We start from the raw sequence: 20,130 nt of genomic DNA, 5'->3' as shown, positions 1-20,130 counted from the left end.
TCTCCCCCGCCCGATCGCGTTTTACCGTTTCAGTACGGTCGTTTTGGCCAGCGAATCCTTCCAGTTCTGATCCCAGAACTGCTTCGATTTGTCGTAGTCTACTTTATTCAGGTTGTCCAGGAATTCTTCCTTCACCTTGTTGAACTCCGCCTCGTCCTTGGACAGGATGATCTTCGGCATCGTGGTCTTGACCAGCTCTTCGACCTTCGCGTCGATCCGCTTAATATCGTCGGGCGCGCTGGCGAGTCCGGTCTGGACGGTCGTATCGAATGCGCCCCACGAGATTTTCCCTTCCTGCACCAGCTTCTCGAGCGCCTCTCCGGGATACGTCGCTCCGTAATGCTCGCTGTATGCCTTGTCAAGCGGCGTCAGTCTCGTCTGGAATACTTTCGGCGTGTAGAACAGGCTGATCAGCTCGCCGTCGGCCGGATTCACGACAAAATCGTCCAGCCCTTGCAGGTTGCCGTATTTGCCGATTCCGGTCGTATCTCCGAACTTTTCCATCGTTTTCGACAGGTTGATCGTCTCGTCGGTCATCTCCGGCTTGCCGTCGACCATCTGCCAGTGCTCGCCTTCCACGCCGCTGGCTGCCAGTCTCGAGCCTTCCGGGGAGAACAGAAAGTTCAACAAGTCGACCGCGCGATCCGGATGCTTCGAGTTTTTGGAGATCGCCAAATATTTGCCGCTCCAGCCCGTCGGGGAGAATCCGCCCTTATAAATCTGCGTTCCGGTAATCGGAATCATGCCGTAGCCGGCTTCGGGCTTGCCCGCGTCGGCCAGCTTCTTGTTCCCGCCGCCGGTCCACCAGTTGGCGATGCTGGACAGCAGCTGCAGGTTGTCGAGCTTGGCGCTGTATTGATCCATCTGCTGCGTAAACGATTCGGGATCGAGCAGCCCCATCTGGTTGGCCTTGAAGAAATATCTCATGCTGTTCCAGAACGTGCTGTTCTCGTCGGTCAGCAATTCGTAGGCGTTGCCTTCGGCGTCCTGCACATAGGTGCCCGGCCCGTTGAAATACCCGTCCGCAAAGGCGTTCTGAATGATAAACGGCCAGAGACCGCCGTTATAGGCCGATACGCCGTACACCTTCTTGCCGTCCTCCGTCTTCGGATAAAGCTTCTGCATTTCGGCCAGCAGGTTCAGGAAATCGTCCGTCGACTTGATTTCCGGATAACCGAGCTCCTTGTACAAATCCCACCGCGTCCAAAATCCGACCGAATATTCATATTGCGGCGCCGCGGCGCCTACATCCGCATAAGTCCCCGTATGGTTGGGCAGGAAGTACAGCTTGTTCTGGCCTTCGCTCATATTTTGCCTGAAGTATTCGAGCGTCTCGGGCATGCCCTTCTCGATGTCCTGTCCGTTCGTCTTCAAATAATCGTCAATATTGATCACTTGATTGCCTTCGATCATTTGCTTGATATACTTGTGATCGACCATCAGAATATCGGGCAAATCGCCGTCTGCGAGCATCAGCTTCAGCTTGTTTTCGTCGGAAGCCATCGTGTCGAGCGTCACGCCCGTTTTTCTCTCGATTTCTTTCGCCACGGGATCGGACTGAATGCCGGGAATATCGGCCGCGCCCGCGCCGAACATCGTCAACGTGACGGGCTCCTTCGTCTCCGGGCTCTCCTCGGCGCCCGGACTTCCCGAGCTCTCCGACGAGGTCGGGCTCGGCGACTGGGCCTCCCCGCCGTTGTTCTTGCCGTTCCCATTGCTGCATGCGGCCAGCGTCGACGCCAGCAGCATAGACGCCAGCAGCAGCGATAGTCCCTTTCGAACGGAAATCTTGGCAAAGCTCATCGTATTGCCTCCCTTATCCTTCTGATTGGTCTTTATATAATTGAAATGCCGAACCCGCGTGCGTGCTGCGGCATCAATTATCGGGGCGCATCAGCCTTTTACGGCTCCGAGCATAAGCCCTTTGACGAAGTATCTTTGCAGGAAAGGATAGACGAACAGGATCGGAATCGTCACGATCATCGTCATCGTCATCCGCACGGCCTGGGGCGTAATTTGCCGCGCGGCCTCTCCCCGGTTCAGCTCCTGGATCGTCATGTTGGCGATCGACTGCACCTGGTTCAAATAGTTATAGAGCACCATCTGCACCGTCTGCAGCTTCGGGTCCGACACGAGGAAGAAGTTGTCCTGCCACGTATTCCACTGGTTGACGGCGGCGAATACCGCAATCGTGGCGATAATCGGCAGCGACAGGAAAAAGATGATTTTGATGAAAATCGTGAAGTACCCCGCGCCGTCGATCATCGCCGATTCCTCCAAAGCCGCCGGCAGCTGTTCGATAAACGTCTTGATCAGGATGACGTAAAATCCGACGATCGCTCCGGGAATGACGTAGAGCAGGAAGTTGTTTTTCAAGCCCAGGCTTTTCATCGTCAAATACCACGGAATCAATCCGGCGTTCAAATAGAGCGTAATGACCACGAAACGATAGATGAACTTGCGGAACGGCAGCTCTCTTTTCGTCACGATGTAGGCGAACAAGGTGCAGCAGAATACGGTAAGGATCGTGCCGATCACCGTCCGGAGCACGGAGACGACGAAAGAAGAGGAAATGTTGGGCAGCTCCAGAAGCCGCCTGTAGTTGTCGAAGTTTAAGCCCTTGGGCCACAGCACGAGCCCTCCGCCCGCTTGAAGCGGGTCGCTGAGCGAATAGATGAAAATGTAGTAAAACGGATAGATACAGGCAAAGGTGATCAGAGAGAGCAGCACATAATTGCCGATCGAAAAGCCGGCATCCCAAAGCTTGGTCCGTGTCACGTTCGTTTTTCACATCCTTGTCGCGGAGATAAAGATAAGCCAGGGCATGTCTGGTTTGCATACACGCCCTAGATGATGGACTCGCCTCGCACCTTCTTGGAAATGAAGTTCACCGTGAACAGCAGGGTGATGCTGACCACCGTCTTGGAAATTCCGATCGCCGTCGCGTAAGCGTAATCGTTCGTCGCGATTCCGATCCGGTACACGTAATAATCGAGCACCTCGATCTTCTCCGCGACAAGCGGGTTGTGGAAGACGAAATATTGGTCGAATCCGTTCGACAGCATGTTGCTGATGCCCAGCAGCAGCAGCACGATATACGTCGGCATCAGCCCCGGCACCGTCACGTTCATGATCGTCTGGAAGCGCCCGGCCCCGTCCACCTTCGCGGCGTCGTACAGCTCCTGATCGATCCCCGCGATGGCGGCCAAATAGATGATCGCACCCCAGCCGATGCCCTTCCAGACCGACACTGCCGTTTGCACGTACCAGACGGCCTCCCGGTTGCCGAGAATATTCGTCGGCTCGCTGATGATGTGCAGCTTGATCAGCAAGGTGTTAAACAGGCCCTCTACCGAGAAAATGGAGAAAAACAGGGAGAATACGATAAACCAGCTGATAAAATTCGGCAGCGTCGTTGTCGTCTGCACAAACCTTTTGAACTTGCCGCTTTTGACCTCGGACAGCAGAATCGCGAAGATGAGCGGCAGCGGAGTCGTCGCAATGCCCAGAAAGCTCATCGCCAGCGTGTTCTTCAGCACGTTCAGCATTTCGCCCCCGTCATGGAACGTCAGCGTGAAAAATTTCAATCCGACGAACTCCGTCCGGCTCAGCGGGATGCCGGGCTTGTAATCGAAGAAAGCGTACACCCAGCCGAATAAGGGCAAATAGTTGAATATAAACACCAGCACAAGGAACGGGACGGCCATCAAAAGCAAGTTGAGCCTGCTTTTCGCGAGCATCGGTTTATTCCGCATAGATCTACTCCATTTCGTTTAATGACGGGCTTGACTCCATCCAGTATAGGCGAGGTCAACTATACAAAAAACGAACTAACTTACGAATTCTTTCCCTTCCCGCGGCAAAATAAAAAGAGGGAAACGGCAGGCCGCTTCCCTCTTCCAAACAATGCCATAGATCTGTTCATTTCTTACGTTTTCATTCCATTTCGCCGAACTTGGGAAATCTCAGCGTGACCGTCGTGCCCCGATCGGGCTCGCTTTCGAGCTCCAGCCGGTAGGCGCTGCCGAAGTGAAGCTGCAGGCGCTTGTTGACGTTCTGCAGGCCGATGCCGACGTGCGCGTCGCTCTGCTCGCCGGCTTGCTCGCTGTCCAGGATTTCCTTGAGCTGCCTCAAGCGCCGCTCGGCGATTCCCGTGCCGGTGTCCGACAGAACGAGGCGGATGTCGTCGTTATGCTCCTCCGCGGCGATCCGGATCGTTCCCGTATAGTTGTGCGCCTCCATCCCGTGCACGATCGCATTCTCGACAATCGGCTGCAGGATGAACCGCAGCACCCGATAGTCGGCCACCGATTCGGGCAGCTCCCATTCGACCTGAATTCCCTGACCGTAGCGCATGTTCATCAGCTTGATATAGTTGTCGGTATACTGCACTTCCTCTTGGAACGTCCACATCAGCTCGGTGCGGTTAAAGATCGGCTTCAGCAGGTTGGCGAGCGTCGTCAAGCTCTGGGAAATGTTGTCCGCCTTAATGACAATCGCCATCCACTTGATCGTGTTTAACGTATTGTAAATAAAATGGGGCTGGATCTGCGACTGCAGCATGCGAATTTCCAGCTGCGCCTTCTGCTCCTCCGCCTTCCGGTTGTCTTCGATCAGGCCGATCATGCTCTGCGACATTCTGTTGAAGCCGCGGGCCAGCATGCCGAGCTCGTTGTCGTCGTCGCTCTGCAGCGAGATGCCGAGATTGCCCCGCTCCATCTCCTGCATCGCTCTCCCCAGCTGCCAGAGCGGCTGCGTGATTCGGCGAATCCAATAATACGAAATGGCGAGCGCCGCAAGGAGCATAACCGTCAAAATGCCGATCATCGTATAGCGAAGCTGCCAAATATCCTTGACGAATTCGCTGGTCGGCACCAGCTTGACGACCGTCCAGCCGGTCTCGCCCAGCCGATAATAAATGACCTGCCTGTCTCCGTTCGTAAAGCTTCCGAAGGGGTCGTCGATCCGCTCCAGCAAGTCCGCCTCCACCGCTTGCCCCAGCCGCGTGCCGTCCGTATCCGAAATGACCGTGCCGTCCGGGTCGTAAATGAAAATTTCGCTGCCGGGCTCCCCGGCCAATTTGTTATAGGTGGCGGCCAGCGCCTGCTGCTTGAGATTGACGACAAGCGCTCCCGCCTGCGTCATTCTGGAGACGGCCTTTACGCCGCGCATCGCCGCCAGCAGGCTGCTCGATTCGTCCTCGGCCTGGAACGCCTCGCCTTGAAAGTCCTTCGCCTTCGCGGCGCCTTTCCAAATCAGCCGGGGGTAGAGCTCCTGAGCCTTGCTGTACAGTCCCGACGTATAGAACCAATGCTTGGCCTCGGCGTTCACGATGTAGGTCGAAGCCTAATCGCTCACGCCGACGACGATTCCGTGGTCCGTGAACAAATAGATCGAGGAAATCGATTCGTAGTTTTTCAGAACGATCGAAATCCGGTCCATCACTCTATTCGTCAAGTTGACATGTTCCCCGGGGGAGTTGGAGCTGTCCGAGATGGTCTCCAGATACGCCTGGATGTCCGGATCGATCAGGAACAGCTTGGACACCTTGTCGGCGTCGTGACGCATGACGTCCACGCTGTACTGCAGCTGCTCGAACAGCTGCAGCGTCGATTTCTCCGAGCGCTTCTGCCAGATGTCCTGCACGCCGAAATAAATGCCGACCGCGGTGACGATCAGCACGACAACGCTCATGATCATGAACGACAGGCTGAGGCTGGTCTGCAGGCTCCCGCCGGACAGCTTCAGCAGCCTATTCCTGATCATCCGGCTCACCGGCTTTCGACCAGTCGACCATCCACTGCCTGCGGAACTCCCGGGGGCTGCTGCCCGTCATTTTTTTGAAGGCCCGGCTGAAATAGCTGTGATTGGCGAACCCGGTCTTCTCCGCCACCTCGTACGTTTTCATATAGGTGCCGAGCAGCAGCTCCTTCGCCTGCTCGATGCGGTACTGCACCAGGTAGTCCGCGTAGTTTTGCTGCATCTCTTTTTTGAACAGGCCGCTTAAGTAGTTCGGGCTCATCTGGACAAGCTCGGCCAGCTCCTCCAGCGTAATGTCGCGCTCGTAATTCGCCTCGATAAATCGCAGCACGCTGTTGATTTCCCTGCCGACGGTCCGCTTCTGCGCATGCAGCCGGGCCAGCTCGGCCAAATACTGCCGGTAGTCCTCGATCATCTCGTCCAGCGTCTCCGCATTCATGATCCGGTCGGCGTACGTCGTAAAAAACTCGATCCGGTTCGTGCGGGCCAGATGCAAGGTGCTGATCGGCCAGAGGAGCCATTGCATGAACTGCTTCTGCACATCCTGCTTGGACAAGGCGCTGCCGGCGCTCAGGAACGCCTGAATCTTCTCCGCCAGCAGCTTTCCGTAGCCGTCTCCGACCTCCCAGCCTTCGGCCAGCCCGAGCAGCTTCTCCCTCCGCTCCGCGCCGATCCGCTCGTTGTCCGTGTGCGCGACGAACGCATTTTTACCCGGTCCGTCAAAAAACTTCCGCTCCAGCGCTTGAATGCTCTGCCGATACTGCCGGATCAAGGCGCTGTACCCGGTCCGGATGTCGCTGATGCCGAAGGAGACGGTTACGTTAAAATAGGTGGCCATGACTTTGCGGATATGGTCGATAATTTTGTACAAATTTTCATAAATTTGCTGCTCGCTCAGCAAGTCGTGGAAGCTGAAAATCATCGCATAACGGCTTTCCTCGTCGTGGAACGCTTCGCCGCGCTCGTAGCCCCGCAGCACCTCGTTTAATACATTCAGCAGCGACCTGCGGGTCAGCTGCCCCTTCTGATCCTGAAAACGGTTGCGCAGCCGCCCGTACTGGTCGATCTCCATGGCGCATACGATCATCCGCGTCGGCTTCAGGTTCAACCGCAAATAGTCGACTTTGGCGGCGAACTCGCGCTCGGTATAACCGTTGCAGAACAAATAGTCTTTAATCAAATTTTCCTTGACCGCGTCGTGCTCCGACTCCAAATGCTGGGGAACCGGATGCCGAGGGGGAACGGCGGCGTTCATGTCGCGCTGAAGCCGGCCGAGCAGCTTCTCGATCTGATCCGGGGTCATCTCCAGCTTTAATATATATTCGCTGACTTGATGGACAAGCGCCTTGCGCACCAGCTCGAAATCTTCCATACAGGTTAAAATGACGACCTTCGTCGTCTGATCCGTCTCGCGGATACGCCCGATCAGCTCCATGCCGTCCATGACCGGCATCTTGATGTCGGTAATGACAATGTCGGGGGCGTCCCGCTGGTACACCTCCCAGGCCTCCTGCCCGTTCGGCACGTCGGCGATTACGGTCATTCCGAACTTGTCCCATTCAATCGCGTTTTTCAGTCCGACTCTGACCAGCATTTCATCTTCGGCTATCAAAACCTTGAACATCTTCGTCGCCTCCAGAACTATGCCTATGCCAAGCAGATACGCCTTTGACGACAAACGTTCGTCTCCATGGCTTTACCTTACCAGAAACAAAAACAAGGCGGAAGACCTCCTCCCGCCCTGAAAATACCGTAAAGTAAGAAAAACCGTCAGGGATGAGTTCATTCCCTGACGGTCCTTTGTTTTGCGTTCCATGAGACTATTCTGCAGTTGTGCTACGGACATCCTCAATCCTGTATTCGTTACCGTGTATCCCTTTGTAATACTCAGGATACATTGTCCCTCCACATAACCCGCACGAAAATTGAGGCGGTACCGTTGGATCCCCTCCGTCCATGATGTCAAAGCTCCTCACTGTATCCAGGGGGATCTTCTCCTGCTCTTCACATTGCAAACAAATATAATTCACCGCCAATTTCTCTTGTAGGAACTTGCTTAGCGGTGCGGTTCCTTGTTTCTTCTTTTTCCCTTGTTTCTTTCGGCTCTTGGACACCGGCGACATCACGTATCATCCTTTCTAGCACGGCTTTGCTATTTGCACATAACGCCACTTTAATTTTTAACTGTCCTTCTTCCAGACAGACCTCTCCCTTGTATTCATAATAGCATCCACACTTCACGCAGGTCATCGGGTCTCTTCCCGTTTTCTCTTTTTGACGTTGGTTCCATGTCCGCCGCAGCAGCCGCTTAGCTCGTACAATCCATTTTCGTGCATGCTCTTGCCATACGCCCACTAACTTCCTGCACAACGCTTTCGTTCGACGTGAATACACCCCGTAATAGCGGATTGTCTTGAAATGCTCATCCGGTATATGCCGAATCAGCCTTGCAATAAACGCCTCAACCGCAATTCGCTCTGTTTTCTCTTGGCCGTCCGTCTTGTCATGGTAACGAAACTCCACGTACTCCCCGTCATAGTCTACAATTCGACTTACCGCAATCGCTGGTCTTTTTATGTATCGGCCCATGTACCCTAATTGTGCTTTAACGTTACCTTTTTGTTTCGGCGCATGCACATAGAAGCCTTCTCCGTTATTCGAGTAGGCCTTTTGCAATCTTGCTTGTACTTGTTTTTTATCTCGGTCATTTAAGTTTTGACGTATAAGCTTCAGCACTACCGTTTGCCATTGTTTTCTTAACATTTCAAACGGCACAAAATCATACGTCTTCCATTCTCCGTCTTGCTTCATTCCTCCCATAGTCACCAACATATGTACGTGAGGATTGAAGTTCAGCCGGGAGCCAAATGTATGTAATCCGGCAATTATACCGGGGGTTACCTTGTGCTTCTTCTCGAAAAATTCCTTTACAATTCGTACAGCTTCGTCCATGAATTCCTTTAACAAACAACGATGCTTAAGAAACACATCCCTCAGTCCCTCGTCTATTGTCATCACGACATGACGATGATTAACTTGGAATACCTCTTCCTCTAACAACCGACTCCACTCTTCTGTTTCACCACAGGAACAGGTCGTACAGAATCGCCCTTTACAGCGATAAGGAACAAGCCGTAGGTCATGGCATCCTTCGCAGACCAACAACTTAAAACCATTCTTCGGATTTCCGCAATCGCGAAACTTAGCCACTTCTTTTAGTACATTTACACGTATCTTCCCTTGATGCTTTCGAACAAATTCATCCCAGTGGCCTCTTTCATCGAACAAAATTCGCTTGAGAATATTCGGCTCCATGTTTCAAATGTACCAAACAACAAAAAGACCGTGAAGACCCACTCCACACCCGAAAAGTTATAAATTCTATTATGTAAAAAAAACGCCTTCGGCGTCCTTCCGATTGATCGTATTTTTCCGTGGCGTTGTCCAATTCTTTTCTGGCTTCCGCATTTGCTTCGATCGCCCATTTCTTGTACATTTCAAAAGTCGAAGCAAAGCTTGCGGCAAGGGCGGAACTCGTGTAGGAATCGACCTCTTCCAATCGGGGCAAGGCCGGCGAACAGACGCTCCTTCCATCTCCCCATTATGTCGGCAATTCAAGGGCTTCTTTTAAGATCGCCAGAAAGCAAAATAGCGCATGTCGCTCCCTAATAGTAAGAGAGCGGCATGCGCTATCGTCGACCCAATGAATGGAAGACTATTTCCTTCCATCTACCATTGGCGTCTGCTCTTCGAGATTCACAGGCCGAAAGGATCTTCCTCGCGCTTGCGAACCTCTTCCTTCAGAATCGTGTACAGCCCGGCGACGTCTTCCTTGCGGGTTGACTCCGTCAAACGTTCGATCCGCACGGTTAACGTGCGCTGTCCGAATTGGATGTCCAGCTCATCCCCGATTTTGACGGTCGCGCTAGGCTTCGCTTCCCTGCCATTGAGAAGGACGCGCCCTTGATCGGACACGTCCTTCGCAACGGTGCGGCGCTTGATGAGGCGCGACACCTTCAGGAACTTATCAAGACGCATGATTTATTTTACGGCGTCTTTCAGTTTGTTGCCCGCTTTGAACGCAGGAACTTTGGAAGCTGGAATTTCGATCGAGTTGCCCGTTTGCGGGTTGCGGCCTACGCGGCCGGAACGGCTGCGAGTCTCGAACGTGCCGAAGCCGATCAATTGAACTTTGTCGCCCTTGGACAGAGCGTCGGTCACTTCGCCCAGGAAGTTGTTCAATACGGATTCTACGTCTTTCTTCGTCAAGCCGCTTTTGTCAGAGATGTTGTTGATCAGATCTGTTTTGTTCATGGTACGGAATTCCTCCTATGGTTGAACCTTTTATTCGTTCCCTATCCCTCTTGGGGGTGTTCGGAACGTTGATTTTTTGGTGCACGAAGGATACTATTCTGCTCCTTGTTAAAAAAATCCTGCCACTCTCTAAAAAATTTTCGCGAAATAGGTAGAAAGTACGGGGAAATCGGCGATTTTTAGGTTGTTTTTAGGTTTAGTTCGTATGCAATAGGACCTGGTGCGACGACATATGCCGAAGCGTGCGCCAATCGTGCCGGTTAACGGTCCAGTAGACCGTTATTGCGCGCTAGTGGCGACTTTGGGCCGGTTAACGGTCCAGTAGACCGTTATTGCACGCTAGTGGCGACTTTGGGCCGGTTAACGGTCCGGTAGACCGTTATTGCGCGCTGGCGACACTTTTGGGCCGGTTAACGGCCCGGGTAGTCCGTTATTGCGCGCTAGTGGCGACTTTGGGCCGGTTAACGGTCTGGTAAACCGTTATCGCACGCTAGTGGCGCCTTTAGAGCCGGTTAACGGTCCAGTAGACCTTTATTGCGCGCTGGCGACACTTTTGGGCCGGTTAACGGTCTGGTAAACCGTTTATTGCGCGCCAGTGGCGACTTGGAGCCGTTTAACGGTCCAGTAGACCGTTATTGCGCGCTAGTGGCGACTTTGGGCCGGTTAACGGTCCAGTAGACCTTTATTGCGCGCTGGCGACACTTTTAGGCCGGTTAACGGTCTGGTGGACCGTTATTGTGCGCTAGTATCGACTTTGGAGTCGGTTAACGGTTTGCTAGACTGCTAGCCCGTTTCGAGAGTCTTCGCAGCCTCCTTTCTATCGGGATTTCGCCTCTTGCCACCATTCTTCCATCTCTATCAAATCAGTTTCCCCAAATGTGCGTCCGCTTATACGCAGCTGCTCTTCGATGTATTTGAACCGTTCCGCGAACCGCCGGTTCGTTCCCGCCAGCGCTTCCTCGGGGTCGGCCTTGATGAAGCGCGACGCGTTCACGACGGCGAACAGCAGATCGCCGAGCTCGTCCCGCTGCCGCTCTGCGGACTCCTCGCGAACGGCCAGACGAAGCTCGCGAAGCTCTTCTTCGATCTTGTCGAAGACGCCGTCCAGATTCGGCCAATCGAAGCCGACGGAGGCGGCTTTCTTCTGCACCTTGTGCGCGCGCGGCAGCGCCGGGAGGTCCTTCGGAAGACCGTCCAGCAGCGACTTGCGCTCGGCTTGTCCCTTGCGCTTCTTCTCCTCGGCCTTCATCTGCTCCCAGCTGCGCAGCGCGGCCTCGGCGTCTTCGGCGTTCTCCCCGCCGAACACGTGAGGATGGCGGAAAATCAGCTTGTCGTTCAGCTCGGCCAGAACGTCGTACACGTCGAACGTCCCCGTCTCCTCCTCCATCTGGCTGTGCAGCAGCACCTGCAAAATCACGTCTCCGAACTCTTCCTTCATGCCGTCCGGATCGTCCAGGTCGAGCGCCTCGATCGCCTCGTACGTCTCTTCGATGAAATTGCGCCGAATCGACTGATGCGTCTGCTCCCGATCCCACGGACAGCCCCCGGGGCTGCGCAAAATCGCAACGATTTCGTGCAGCCGTTCGAAAGAGCCGCGGCGAAGCCGCTCGTCGGAGCTGGCGGGAATATAGACGAGCATCAGGTTGCCGTAGCTGTTCAGCCGATCAAGCTCGTAGAGCGGAATGCGCAAAATCCGCTCCTGCCCCTCCACGCCCAGCGCTTGCCCGACAACGATCGGGTGATCGTCCGGATAGACGCCCATCAGCGCCAGCTTCGCCTCGGAGGCGGTATACGCGTCGTACACTTGTCCGATCACGGTATGCAGACGCGGCCGCAGATGCTCGCGGGCCAGCTCCGACGCGTCGAGCAGCTGGAAGCCCTCGATCGGATCGAAGCCAAGGCGGGCGAACACCTGATCGAGGAAGCTCTCGCCGCCCAGCAGCCGCAGCCCGATTCCCCGTTCGGGCGCGCGCTGCCGGAGCAGCTGCACCGTCCGTTCCGCAACCATCGGATGGCCGGGCACGGCGTAGACGATCTCCTCTCCGGCACTGTCGGCCGCCGCAGCCAGCAGCTCCTCGGCGATCGCCTCGTACACTTGCCCGAAGTCCTCGTAACGCTCGTACAGCCGGTCGAACGATTCGAAGCCGATCTCCCGCAGCTTCAGATCGGCGACGGCCGGGTGGTCGGCGGTGCGGACGTAGCGTCTCTCGGCCTTCTCCAGCGCTTTCAGCGTGCCGAGCGTCAATTGGTCTTCTCCCCCGGAGCCGAGTCCGACAACGGTAATCGAAGCTTTGTTAGCCATCTGGAATCATCCTTCCTGGTTATCCCGACGAGTCAGGGTTCTGATGCGAAGCAGCCAGCGGTCGGCACGAGTGCCGGAGATGCCCGGCAGCTCGCGCCATTCGTGCGGAGCGACGGCGCCCAGGGCGACGAGCGCCGCGGCGAAGACGGCGGCCCCGAGCGCGACGCCCGGCAGGGCGACGAGCAGGGCCGCCGCGCGCGCGGGCAGGGCGGCGGCGAGCAGCCCGCCGAGGCCGCGCGCGAGCAGAGCGACCGCGGCCGCCATGGCGGCCAGCGCAGCGACGGAGCGCCACGCGAGCTGCGCGCGCGGGGCGGGCAGTGGAACGCGCTGGCGCAGGGACAGCGCGTTAAGGGTTGCGGCGATGGCGTAGGCGATGGCCATCGCGGCGGCGGCGCCCTCGATGCCGTGACGCGGCACGAGAGCGACGTTCAGCGACAGCTTGAGCAGCACGGCCGCGGCCAGGTTGACCGCTGGCGCCCGCAGCTCGCCCATGCCCTGCAGCAGGGCGGCGCTGACCGCCTGCAGCGTGCCTCCGGCGGCGGCCAGCCCGACGAGGGCCATCGCGGCGGCGCCGCTGTCGTCGCCGAACAGCGCCGTATCGATCGGCGCGGCGAGCAGCGCCAAGCCCAGCGCAGCCGCGCAGCCGAACCACCAGGCCAATCGCATCGCGAACACCGCCCGGCCGACAAGCTCCCCTCCGTCTCCGCGCGCCCGGGCCGCCGTCAGCGCCGGAACGAGCGCCGCGGCCGCTCCCGAGGCGCTCAGGATCACCAACTGCAGCAGCGCCACCCCGCGGCTGTAGACGCCGAATTGGGCAAGCGCCCAAGCTCCGCCCTCGTCGAGCAGGCGCGGAATGGAGAACGCGTCGATCAGCGCGAACATCGGCGCGACGACCGAGACGATCGCCACCAGCACGGCAACGCGCATAATTCGCTTCACCAAAGCCGCTCGGGACTCGTTCCAGACGACATGTCCCGCAGGCCGACCCGCAGCGACGTTCCCCCCGCTTGCCGCTACCGCCTCCTCCCCGTCCATGCCAACATGCAGACGGACCCCCTCAGAACGATCGACGGACGCAGCCGCACTCCCAGCCGCTGCCGCCTCCGCCATCTCCCCATCCACTCCAACATGCAGATGGACTCCCTCAAAGCGCTCGGCGGGCGCAGCCGTACTCCCAACCGCTGCCGCCTCCGCCGTCTCTCCTTGCGGGCCGAAGCGCTTCTTCAAGCCGGCCGCGCGGAGAACGACCGGCTCGGCACTGCGCCGCCGTCCGTCGCGAGCGGAGAACCAGGCCATGACGAGCAGCCCGGCCATCGCCCCCGCCGCCAAGCCGCCATGGACGGCCGCGGCCGTGGCGGAAGCCGACCACGCCCCGCCCAGAGCGATCGCCAGCGCGACGAGCATGAAAGCCACTCTGGCGACCTGCTCGGCGAGCTGGGACACCGCCGGTCCGAGCATACGCATCCGGCCCTGCTGATACCCCCGCAGCACGGCCGTAGCGGGCGCGAACAGCAGCGCAAGCGACGACATCCGGATGGCCGAGGCCGCCGCTTCCAGCCCCATCCACCGGGCGAACGCGTCCGCGCCCAGCCAGAGCGCCAGGAACATCGCCAGACCGATCAGACCGATCAGTGCGCCGGCCCACCGCAGCACGCGCCTGGCGCCCTCCTCGTCGCCCCGGGCCGCCTTCTCGGCCACCAAAGCGCTGACGGCTACCGGAATGCCCGCCGAAGCCAGCGTCATCCACAAGACCGCCAGCGCGTACACAGCCGTATACAGTCCGAACACTTCGTCTCCGGCCAGGTTTTGCAGCGGAATTTTCTGCAGGGTGCCGATCAGCTTCGTCAGCAGCGCCGCGCCTCCGAGCAAGGCGGCTCCTTGCCAGAGCGCCTTTTTCCCCGGAGCTCCGGTCTCATATTCGATTCGCATGCCGCCCATTCCCCATTCCTTGGTCGAACCGCTTCCGTATTTTCTCCGTTCCCGATCCCGTGACTTGATTATAATCGAAAGCCGCAAAGCAAAAAAGCTTCCCTAAGAACGGGAGTTAAACCGTCCTGGGAAACTTTTTCGCCCGCTGCGCCGAAGCGGCGCGTCTTATTGCTCCATTTGCTTCGCCAGGAAGCCGGCGGCCGTCTCGACCATCTTGCTCTCCATCGAGCCCATCTTCACCGAGTCGTCCTTGCTGAGCAGCACGACCGTGCCGATCGGATCGCCTCCCGCCACGATCGGCGCCGCGGCGAACGAGCTGATCGTCTCGGATACGTCCCTGAGCACTTCATGGCTGCCCGGAGAGGACTCCAGGATGATTTTGCGATTTTCCATGCAGCCTTCAAGCAGGCTGCCGATCGCCTTGTCGAGATATTCCTTCTTGGAGGCGCCGGCCACCGCGATGAACGTATCCCGGTCGGAGATCATCGCGATATGTCCCGTGCTCTCGGACAACGATTCGGCGTATTCCTTGGCGAAATCGCCCAACTCGCCGATCGGAGAGTATTTTTTGAGGATAACTTCACCGTCGCGATCCACGAATATTTCCAGCGGATCTCCTTCCCGAATGCGAAGGGTGCGACGAATTTCTTTGGGAATGACGACTCTTCCGAGGTCGTCGATGCGGCGTACAATTCCGGTTGCTTTCATAGCTCGTGTTGCCCCACTTTCTTTGGTGTATTCGCTCTGCTGCTGCCGTCGGCGAGGATGGCTTGCCAGCCTTTATGACGAACCTTGTACAGTCGGAGAAAGAGATCTCGAATCGTAAGGGTAGTATTCAACCTCTCCCATTTTCTTATGCGTTCGCCCTCGGCTGACGTATTCCTCCAATCGAGACGGCATTCCGTCGGGGTGGCGGAGGAGCGGCGCTTGGCTCCGCATCCGTCCATTGGCTATTTTAGCATGACGAGCCGGTCGTTTTCCTCTTTTCTCCATCGCAGATTAGACGTTAATTGCCTTTATGGAGTTCAATATTCGCGCAAAATGCCAACTTTTTCTATTTTCTCCCGTCCTGAGCCCGTATTGCGCCGCTTAACGCCCATTTTCGCGAACGCAACTTCGTCCCGCGGGTCGAAGAACGCCCGAATGTCCGCCGCTGCGGGCGGACGATTCGGGCGCTGCTGACAAAGTCTTATTGCGCGGACGCCGACGGCGAAGCGCTTGGCGATTCGCTCGGCGACCCGGAAGGCGATTCCGCCGGAGATCCGGATGGAGATTCCGATGCGCTCGGCGACTCGGACGGCTCTTCGGGCAAGGTGACGACGATGCCCAGCTTGTCCTGCTCGGCCGTGACGAATTCGTTCAGCTTGGTCGATGCCAGCTCTTGTTTGATCGATTCCCTGGACTCCTCGGACAGCTTGTCCACGGAAGTCGCTTCCTCGCGGCTCTCGACCTTGATGACGTGATAGCCGTATTGCGACAGCACGGGCTCTCCGATCTCGCCGATCGGCTGAGAGTTCGCCGCTTCCTTAAACTCCGGCACCCAGCCTCCGGCAACCTGGTTCTCGTACAAGCCTCCGGTGTCCTTCGAACCGGTGTCCGTGGAATATTCCTTGGCCAGAGCTTCCCAGTCGCCTCCGGCTTCCAGCTTCGCCTTCACTTCGTTGGCCGTCTTCAGCGCATCCTCTTCGGATTTCAGTTCGGCTCCCGAGTTCGGGTCTACCGTTCCGACCAGAATGTGGCGGACCGTGACGACGTTGTAATCGGACGGCGCCTTGTCGAACTCCGCCTTGATCTCCTCGTCGGTCACTTGGCCCTGCAGTTCCTCGCCCTTGGCCGAATAGTAGCTCTGGAATTTCATCGTCTCTTCGTACAGAGCGACCACGTCGCTTACGGAAAGATTGTTGTCCTTAAGCTGCTGCTTAAAGTCGGGCTGCGTATTCCGCGTTTTCTCCACGTTTTCCTTAAACGTCTTGGCGGAATCCTTGATCTTCTTCTTCTCGTCGTCGGAGATTTGCTCGCCCAGCACCTTGGTCGCGATATATTGCTTCACCAGCTGCTCCTTGATCTGGGGAATCGACGCATACAGCGCAAGCTGCGTATTGCCGCCGATTACGGTCTGATAGGCGATATACTTCTCGAAAGCCTGGTCCGTGACTTGTCCGCCGTTATTGTAAGTCGCGATGACGGTTTCCTTCTCTTTCTTGCCGCACGCGGACATCAATGCGGTCAGCATAACCGCCGCCAGCGCTAACAGAGCGAGCCGACGGTACGGCATGCTTCTATGGTGCAACATCCTGTAGTTCCCCCTTCGATTTTGTCGCTTCTTTGTATTGTAACAGAAACTCCTCCAGCAGCGCCAATAGAGCGTTCTCATCCAGCCCTCGCGCCTTGAAGCGGATCAAGGGCTGCGGCTCGCCCAGAGCGGGCGTCATGCGTCCCTGGAATTTCGCCTCCAGCGACTTCAGCTTCTTCTCGTCGATATCCGCGCGGCGGCGCTCCTCCAGCTTGATCGTCACGTCGTCCCCGCGGCGCATGATCGATTCGATGCCGTATTTGCGGCCGTACACCTTCAGCCTGGCAACCGTCATCAGGTTGAGGACGGCTTTAGGCGGTTCTCCGAAGCGATCGATCAGTTCCTCCAGCAAATCCTCGACGTCCTCCAGCGAAGCGGCGGCGGCCACCTTCTTGTAAATTTCGATCTTCTGGATGCTGTCGTAAATGTATTCCGGAGGCAGATAAGCGTCCACGCCCAAATCGAGCTGGGTATTCACCGGCTGCGGCGGCAGAGCGTCCCCGCCCAGCTGCAGCTTGCGGCTGCGGATTTCCTCCGCGAGCATCTGGGAATACAGATCGAAGCCGACCGAGGCGATGAACCCGTGCTGCTCCGCGCCAAGCAGATTGCCGGCTCCGCGGATGGACAGGTCGCGCATGGCGATCTTGAAGCCCGAGCCCAGCTCGGTGAATTCCTTGATCGACTGGAGACGTTTCTCGGCGATTTCCGTCAGCACTTTGTCGCGCTGGTAGGTGAAGTACGCATACGCGATCCGGTTGGACCGCCCTACGCGGCCGCGCAGCTGGTAGAGCTGCGACAGCCCCATCTTGTCCGCGTCGTGCACGATCAGCGTATTGACGTTCGGAATGTCGACGCCGGTCTCGATAATGCTCGTGCTGACGAGCACGTCGTACTCCCCGTCCAGGAAGTCGAGAATCGTCCGTTCCAGCTCCTGCTCCGACATCTGGCCGTGCGCGACGGCGACTCTGGCATCGGGTACGAGCGCGCTGATCTGCTCCGCCGCCTGGTAAATCCCTTGCACCCGGTTGAACAGGTAATACACCTGTCCGTCGCGGGCCATCTCGCGCTCGATCGCCTCGCGGACGAGCGTCGCGCTGTATTCGACCACATAAGTCTGCACGGGGAACCGGTTCTCCGGCGGCGTCTCGATGACGGACAGGTCCCGCACGCCAAGCATCGACATATGGAGCGTGCGCGGAATCGGCGTCGCCGTCAGCGTGAGCACGTCCACGTTCGTCTTGAGCTTCTTCAGCTTCTCCTTATGCGTCACGCCGAAGCGCTGCTCTTCGTCGACGATGAGCAGCCCGAGCTCCTTGAACACGATATCCTGGGACAAAATCCGGTGCGTTCCGATCACGACATCGACGGTGCCCGCCTTCAGCCCTTTGATCGTCTCCGTCTGCTCCTTGCGGCTGCGGAACCGGCTCAGCACCTTGATGTTGAACGGGTAGCCCGAGAATCGCTCGCGGAACGTCTCGAAGTGCTGCTGCGCCAGAATGGTCGTCGGCACGAGCAAGGCCACCTGCTTGCCTTCGATCGCGGCCTTGAACGCGGCGCGGATCGCCACCTCCGTTTTGCCGTAGCCGACGTCTCCGCACAGCAGGCGGTCCATCGGCCGCGGAGTCTGCATGTCCTTCTTGATCTCCCGGATCGCCCGCAGCTGGTCCGCCGTCTCTTCGTACGGGAACATCTCTTCGAATTCCTGCTGGTACGGCGTATCCTCCCCGAACCCGAAGCCGCTCGTCGCCTGCCGCTCCGCGTAGAGCTTGATCAGGTCGTCCGCGATGTCCTGCACGGAAGAACGAACCTTCGATTTCGCCCGGTTCCACTCCGCGCCGCCGAGCTTGCTGATCTTCGGCTCCTTCTCCTCGTTGCCCACGTATTTCTGGATCAGGTCGAATTGCTCTACCGGGACGGAAAGACGGTCGCCGCCCGCATAGACGATATGCAGATAATCCTTGTGAATGCCGCCGACCTCAAGCGTACCGATGCCGAGATATTTCCCGATGCCGTGATTTTGATGCACGACGAAGTCGCCCACCTTCAGCTCGGTGTAGCTCTTGAGACGCTCCGCGTTGTCGAGATGGCGGTCGACCCGTCTGGCCTTCCGCTGCTTCTGCGTGAACATTTCGCCTTCGGTAATGACGACAAGCTTGATCGAAGGCAGCTCGAAGCCGCTCTGCAGGTTGCCCTGCAAAATTTCCGGAGGCTCGATCTGATAGTCTTCGAGCACCCTTCTCATTCGGTCGGCCCGCTCCGCGTTGCCCGCAAGCATAAGAATCCGCACGCCGCTCTTGCGCCAGCGCTCGGTCTCGGCCTTCAGCACGTTCATCTGGCCGTGGAAGTTCTGCATCGAGCGGCAGACGAAGTTGATAATGTTCTGCGGCTGCGTATGCGGAATTTGCCGCACGAACAGCGACAGGTAGACGATCTGGAACGCCTTCGGATAGAGCGACTGCTCCGCCGGCACGGCGAGGACGAAGCCGGGCAGCGACTTGCCCTGCTGCAGCAGATGGGTCGTCCATTCCGACTCGTCGCGTTCCAGCTGGCGCGCGGTCTCGCCCAGCCTGTTCGGTTCGTCCATCAGCAGAACCGTGTCCTTGGGCATGTAATCTAGCAGGGTTTGGCGTTCCGGATAGAGCAAGGAAATATATTTGTAAATCTCGGGAAAATACACGTTTTGCCGCAAAAGTTCGATTTCCCGGGCAATTTCGGAGCTTAATCTCTCCTTGGCCTGTCGATCGGTCATTCTCTCCAGCTGCTGGCCCAGCAGCTCCGAGGCGTGTTGGGCCGCATTCTGGAATCTTCTCTCCACGGCGATCCATTCCCGGCTCGGCTGAACGGTATACGTCTCCAGCTTGTCGATCGACCGCTGATCGGCGGGATCGAACGAACGGATCGAGTCGATCTCGTCGTCGAACCACTCGACGCGATAAGCGATCGCGGAAGCGAGCGGGAAGAAGTCGACGATACCTCCGCGCACGCTCATATGGCCCTTCTGTTCGACCCGGTCGACCCGCTCGTAGCCGAGCTCGACCATTCTGCGCAGGAACGGCTCCATCGGCAGCTGCTCTCCGACGCGCAGAACGATATTCGCCTCGGACATCGTCTGGCGATCCGGGAGAAACCTCCGCACTCCCGCAAAGGGCACGACAATAACGCCGCGGAAGCCGTCCGCGAGCTTGAGTATGGCGTCCAGGCGCCGAGCCGACGTTTCCGGGCTGGAGATCGCGGTTTCCGCGGCGATCAGCTCGTTGGCGGGATACAGCAGCACCTCGTCCGTCGATAGACATTCCTGCAGATCGTCGGCCATCTTCTGGGCCGAAAACATGTTGTGCGTCACGACGAGAATCGGCCGCTCCAGCTCCCGATACAGACCGGCGATCGCCGCCTGCCGGGCGGAACCGGACAAGCCGGCGACGAGCTGCTCCCGCATTCCGCTTTTCAGTCCTTGAATGACGCTGATAAGATCGGGATCCTTGGCGAGCGATTGGATTAACGGCTTCATGGCATTTCCCCTCTCCGAAACCAA

14 protein-coding genes are annotated in these 20,130 nt (G+C 57.7%); all 14 read right to left on the bottom strand.

What is annotated here, in order from left to right; all coding sequences use genetic code 11:
- Positions 1-21: 21 nt before the first annotated feature.
- The 14 genes from ACFFT4_RS02800 to mfd all read right to left on the bottom strand — a co-directional run bounded on the left by ACFFT4_RS02800 (position 22) and on the right by mfd (position 20,106).
- On the bottom strand, positions 22-1,803 hold the full coding sequence (locus tag ACFFT4_RS02800; RefSeq protein WP_378044894.1) for an extracellular solute-binding protein: 1,782 nt from the start codon (positions 1,801-1,803) through the stop codon (positions 22-24).
- A gap of 90 nt (positions 1,804-1,893) precedes the next feature.
- Complete coding sequence (locus tag ACFFT4_RS02795) at positions 1,894-2,778, bottom strand: carbohydrate ABC transporter permease (protein WP_378044892.1); 885 nt, start codon at positions 2,776-2,778, stop codon at positions 1,894-1,896.
- 68 nt (positions 2,779-2,846) lie between these two features.
- A complete protein-coding gene (locus ACFFT4_RS02790; RefSeq protein ID WP_378044890.1) occupies positions 2,847-3,755 on the bottom strand; it encodes an ABC transporter permease in 909 nt (302 codons plus the stop codon).
- A gap of 181 nt (positions 3,756-3,936) precedes the next feature.
- Positions 3,937-5,331 (bottom strand): cache domain-containing sensor histidine kinase, encoded by a 1,395-nt coding sequence (locus ACFFT4_RS02785; protein ID WP_378044888.1) that lies wholly within the window; start codon positions 5,329-5,331, stop codon positions 3,937-3,939.
- 15 nt (positions 5,332-5,346) lie between these two features.
- Positions 5,347-5,766 carry a hypothetical protein gene (locus tag ACFFT4_RS02780; protein WP_378044886.1) on the bottom strand — a complete coding sequence of 140 codons (420 nt, stop codon included), beginning with the start codon at positions 5,764-5,766 and terminating at the stop codon, positions 5,347-5,349.
- Positions 5,753-7,384: a response regulator transcription factor gene (locus tag ACFFT4_RS02775; RefSeq protein WP_378044884.1), complete on the bottom strand. Its 1,632-nt coding sequence runs from the start codon at positions 7,382-7,384 to the stop codon at positions 5,753-5,755. Before ACFFT4_RS02775 ends, ACFFT4_RS02780 begins: the two co-directional genes overlap by 14 nt.
- 380 nt (positions 7,385-7,764) lie before the next feature.
- Positions 7,765-9,075 (bottom strand): IS91 family transposase, encoded by a 1,311-nt coding sequence (locus tag ACFFT4_RS02770; protein ID WP_378044882.1) that lies wholly within the window; start codon positions 9,073-9,075, stop codon positions 7,765-7,767.
- Between the two features lie 441 nt (positions 9,076-9,516).
- On the bottom strand, positions 9,517-9,798 hold the full coding sequence (locus tag ACFFT4_RS02765; RefSeq protein ID WP_378044881.1) for an RNA-binding S4 domain-containing protein: 282 nt from the start codon (positions 9,796-9,798) through the stop codon (positions 9,517-9,519).
- Positions 9,799-9,801: 3 nt separating this feature from the next.
- Complete coding sequence (gene hbs, locus ACFFT4_RS02760) at positions 9,802-10,074, bottom strand: non-specific DNA-binding protein Hbs (RefSeq protein WP_378044880.1); 273 nt, start codon at positions 10,072-10,074, stop codon at positions 9,802-9,804.
- A gap of 817 nt (positions 10,075-10,891) precedes the next feature.
- A complete protein-coding gene (yabN, locus tag ACFFT4_RS02755) occupies positions 10,892-12,376 on the bottom strand; it encodes a bifunctional methyltransferase/pyrophosphohydrolase YabN (protein WP_378044879.1) in 1,485 nt (494 codons plus the stop codon).
- Positions 12,377-12,382: 6 nt separating this feature from the next.
- Positions 12,383-14,305, bottom strand: a complete 1,923-nt coding sequence (locus tag ACFFT4_RS02750) for an oligosaccharide flippase family protein (protein ID WP_378044878.1) — start codon at positions 14,303-14,305, stop codon at positions 12,383-12,385.
- 165 nt (positions 14,306-14,470) lie between these two features.
- Positions 14,471-15,013, bottom strand: a complete 543-nt coding sequence (gene spoVT, locus ACFFT4_RS02745) for a stage V sporulation protein T (RefSeq protein ID WP_378044876.1) — start codon at positions 15,011-15,013, stop codon at positions 14,471-14,473.
- 481 nt (positions 15,014-15,494) lie between these two features.
- Positions 15,495-16,598, bottom strand: coding sequence for a peptidylprolyl isomerase (locus tag ACFFT4_RS02740; protein WP_378044875.1), 1,104 nt, complete (start codon positions 16,596-16,598; stop codon positions 15,495-15,497).
- Positions 16,585-20,106, bottom strand: coding sequence for a transcription-repair coupling factor (gene mfd / locus ACFFT4_RS02735; RefSeq protein ID WP_378044873.1), 3,522 nt, complete (start codon positions 20,104-20,106; stop codon positions 16,585-16,587). Before mfd ends, ACFFT4_RS02740 begins: the two co-directional genes overlap by 14 nt.
- Between the last annotated feature and the right edge of the window lie 24 nt (positions 20,107-20,130).

The organism is Cohnella cellulosilytica (assembly GCF_042431195.1).
In the GTDB taxonomy this organism is placed as follows: domain Bacteria; phylum Bacillota; class Bacilli; order Paenibacillales; family Paenibacillaceae; genus Cohnella; species Cohnella cellulosilytica.
This window is presented reverse-complemented; position numbering and strand designations above follow the sequence as displayed.

Coding starts and splice junctions, on each gene's coding strand:
- ACFFT4_RS02800 (WP_378044894.1), bottom strand. CDS start 1,803: ATGAGCTTTGCCAAGATTTCCGTTCGAAAGGGACTATCGCTGCTGCTG.
- ACFFT4_RS02790 (WP_378044890.1), bottom strand. CDS start 3,755: ATGCGGAATAAACCGATGCTCGCGAAAAGCAGGCTCAACTTGCTTTTG.
- ACFFT4_RS02780 (WP_378044886.1), bottom strand. CDS start 5,766: ATGATCAGGAATAGGCTGCTGAAGCTGTCCGGCGGGAGCCTGCAGACC.
- ACFFT4_RS02775 (WP_378044884.1), bottom strand. CDS start 7,384: ATGTTCAAGGTTTTGATAGCCGAAGATGAAATGCTGGTCAGAGTCGGA.
- ACFFT4_RS02770 (WP_378044882.1), bottom strand. CDS start 9,075: ATGGAGCCGAATATTCTCAAGCGAATTTTGTTCGATGAAAGAGGCCAC.
- ACFFT4_RS02765 (WP_378044881.1), bottom strand. CDS start 9,798: ATGCGTCTTGATAAGTTCCTGAAGGTGTCGCGCCTCATCAAGCGCCGC.
- hbs (WP_378044880.1), bottom strand. CDS start 10,074: ATGAACAAAACAGATCTGATCAACAACATCTCTGACAAAAGCGGCTTG.
- yabN (WP_378044879.1), bottom strand. CDS start 12,376: ATGGCTAACAAAGCTTCGATTACCGTTGTCGGACTCGGCTCCGGGGGA.
- ACFFT4_RS02750 (WP_378044878.1), bottom strand. CDS start 14,305: ATGCGAATCGAATATGAGACCGGAGCTCCGGGGAAAAAGGCGCTCTGG.
- spoVT (WP_378044876.1), bottom strand. CDS start 15,013: ATGAAAGCAACCGGAATTGTACGCCGCATCGACGACCTCGGAAGAGTC.
- ACFFT4_RS02740 (WP_378044875.1), bottom strand. CDS start 16,598: ATGTTGCACCATAGAAGCATGCCGTACCGTCGGCTCGCTCTGTTAGCG.
- mfd (WP_378044873.1), bottom strand. CDS start 20,106: ATGAAGCCGTTAATCCAATCGCTCGCCAAGGATCCCGATCTTATCAGC.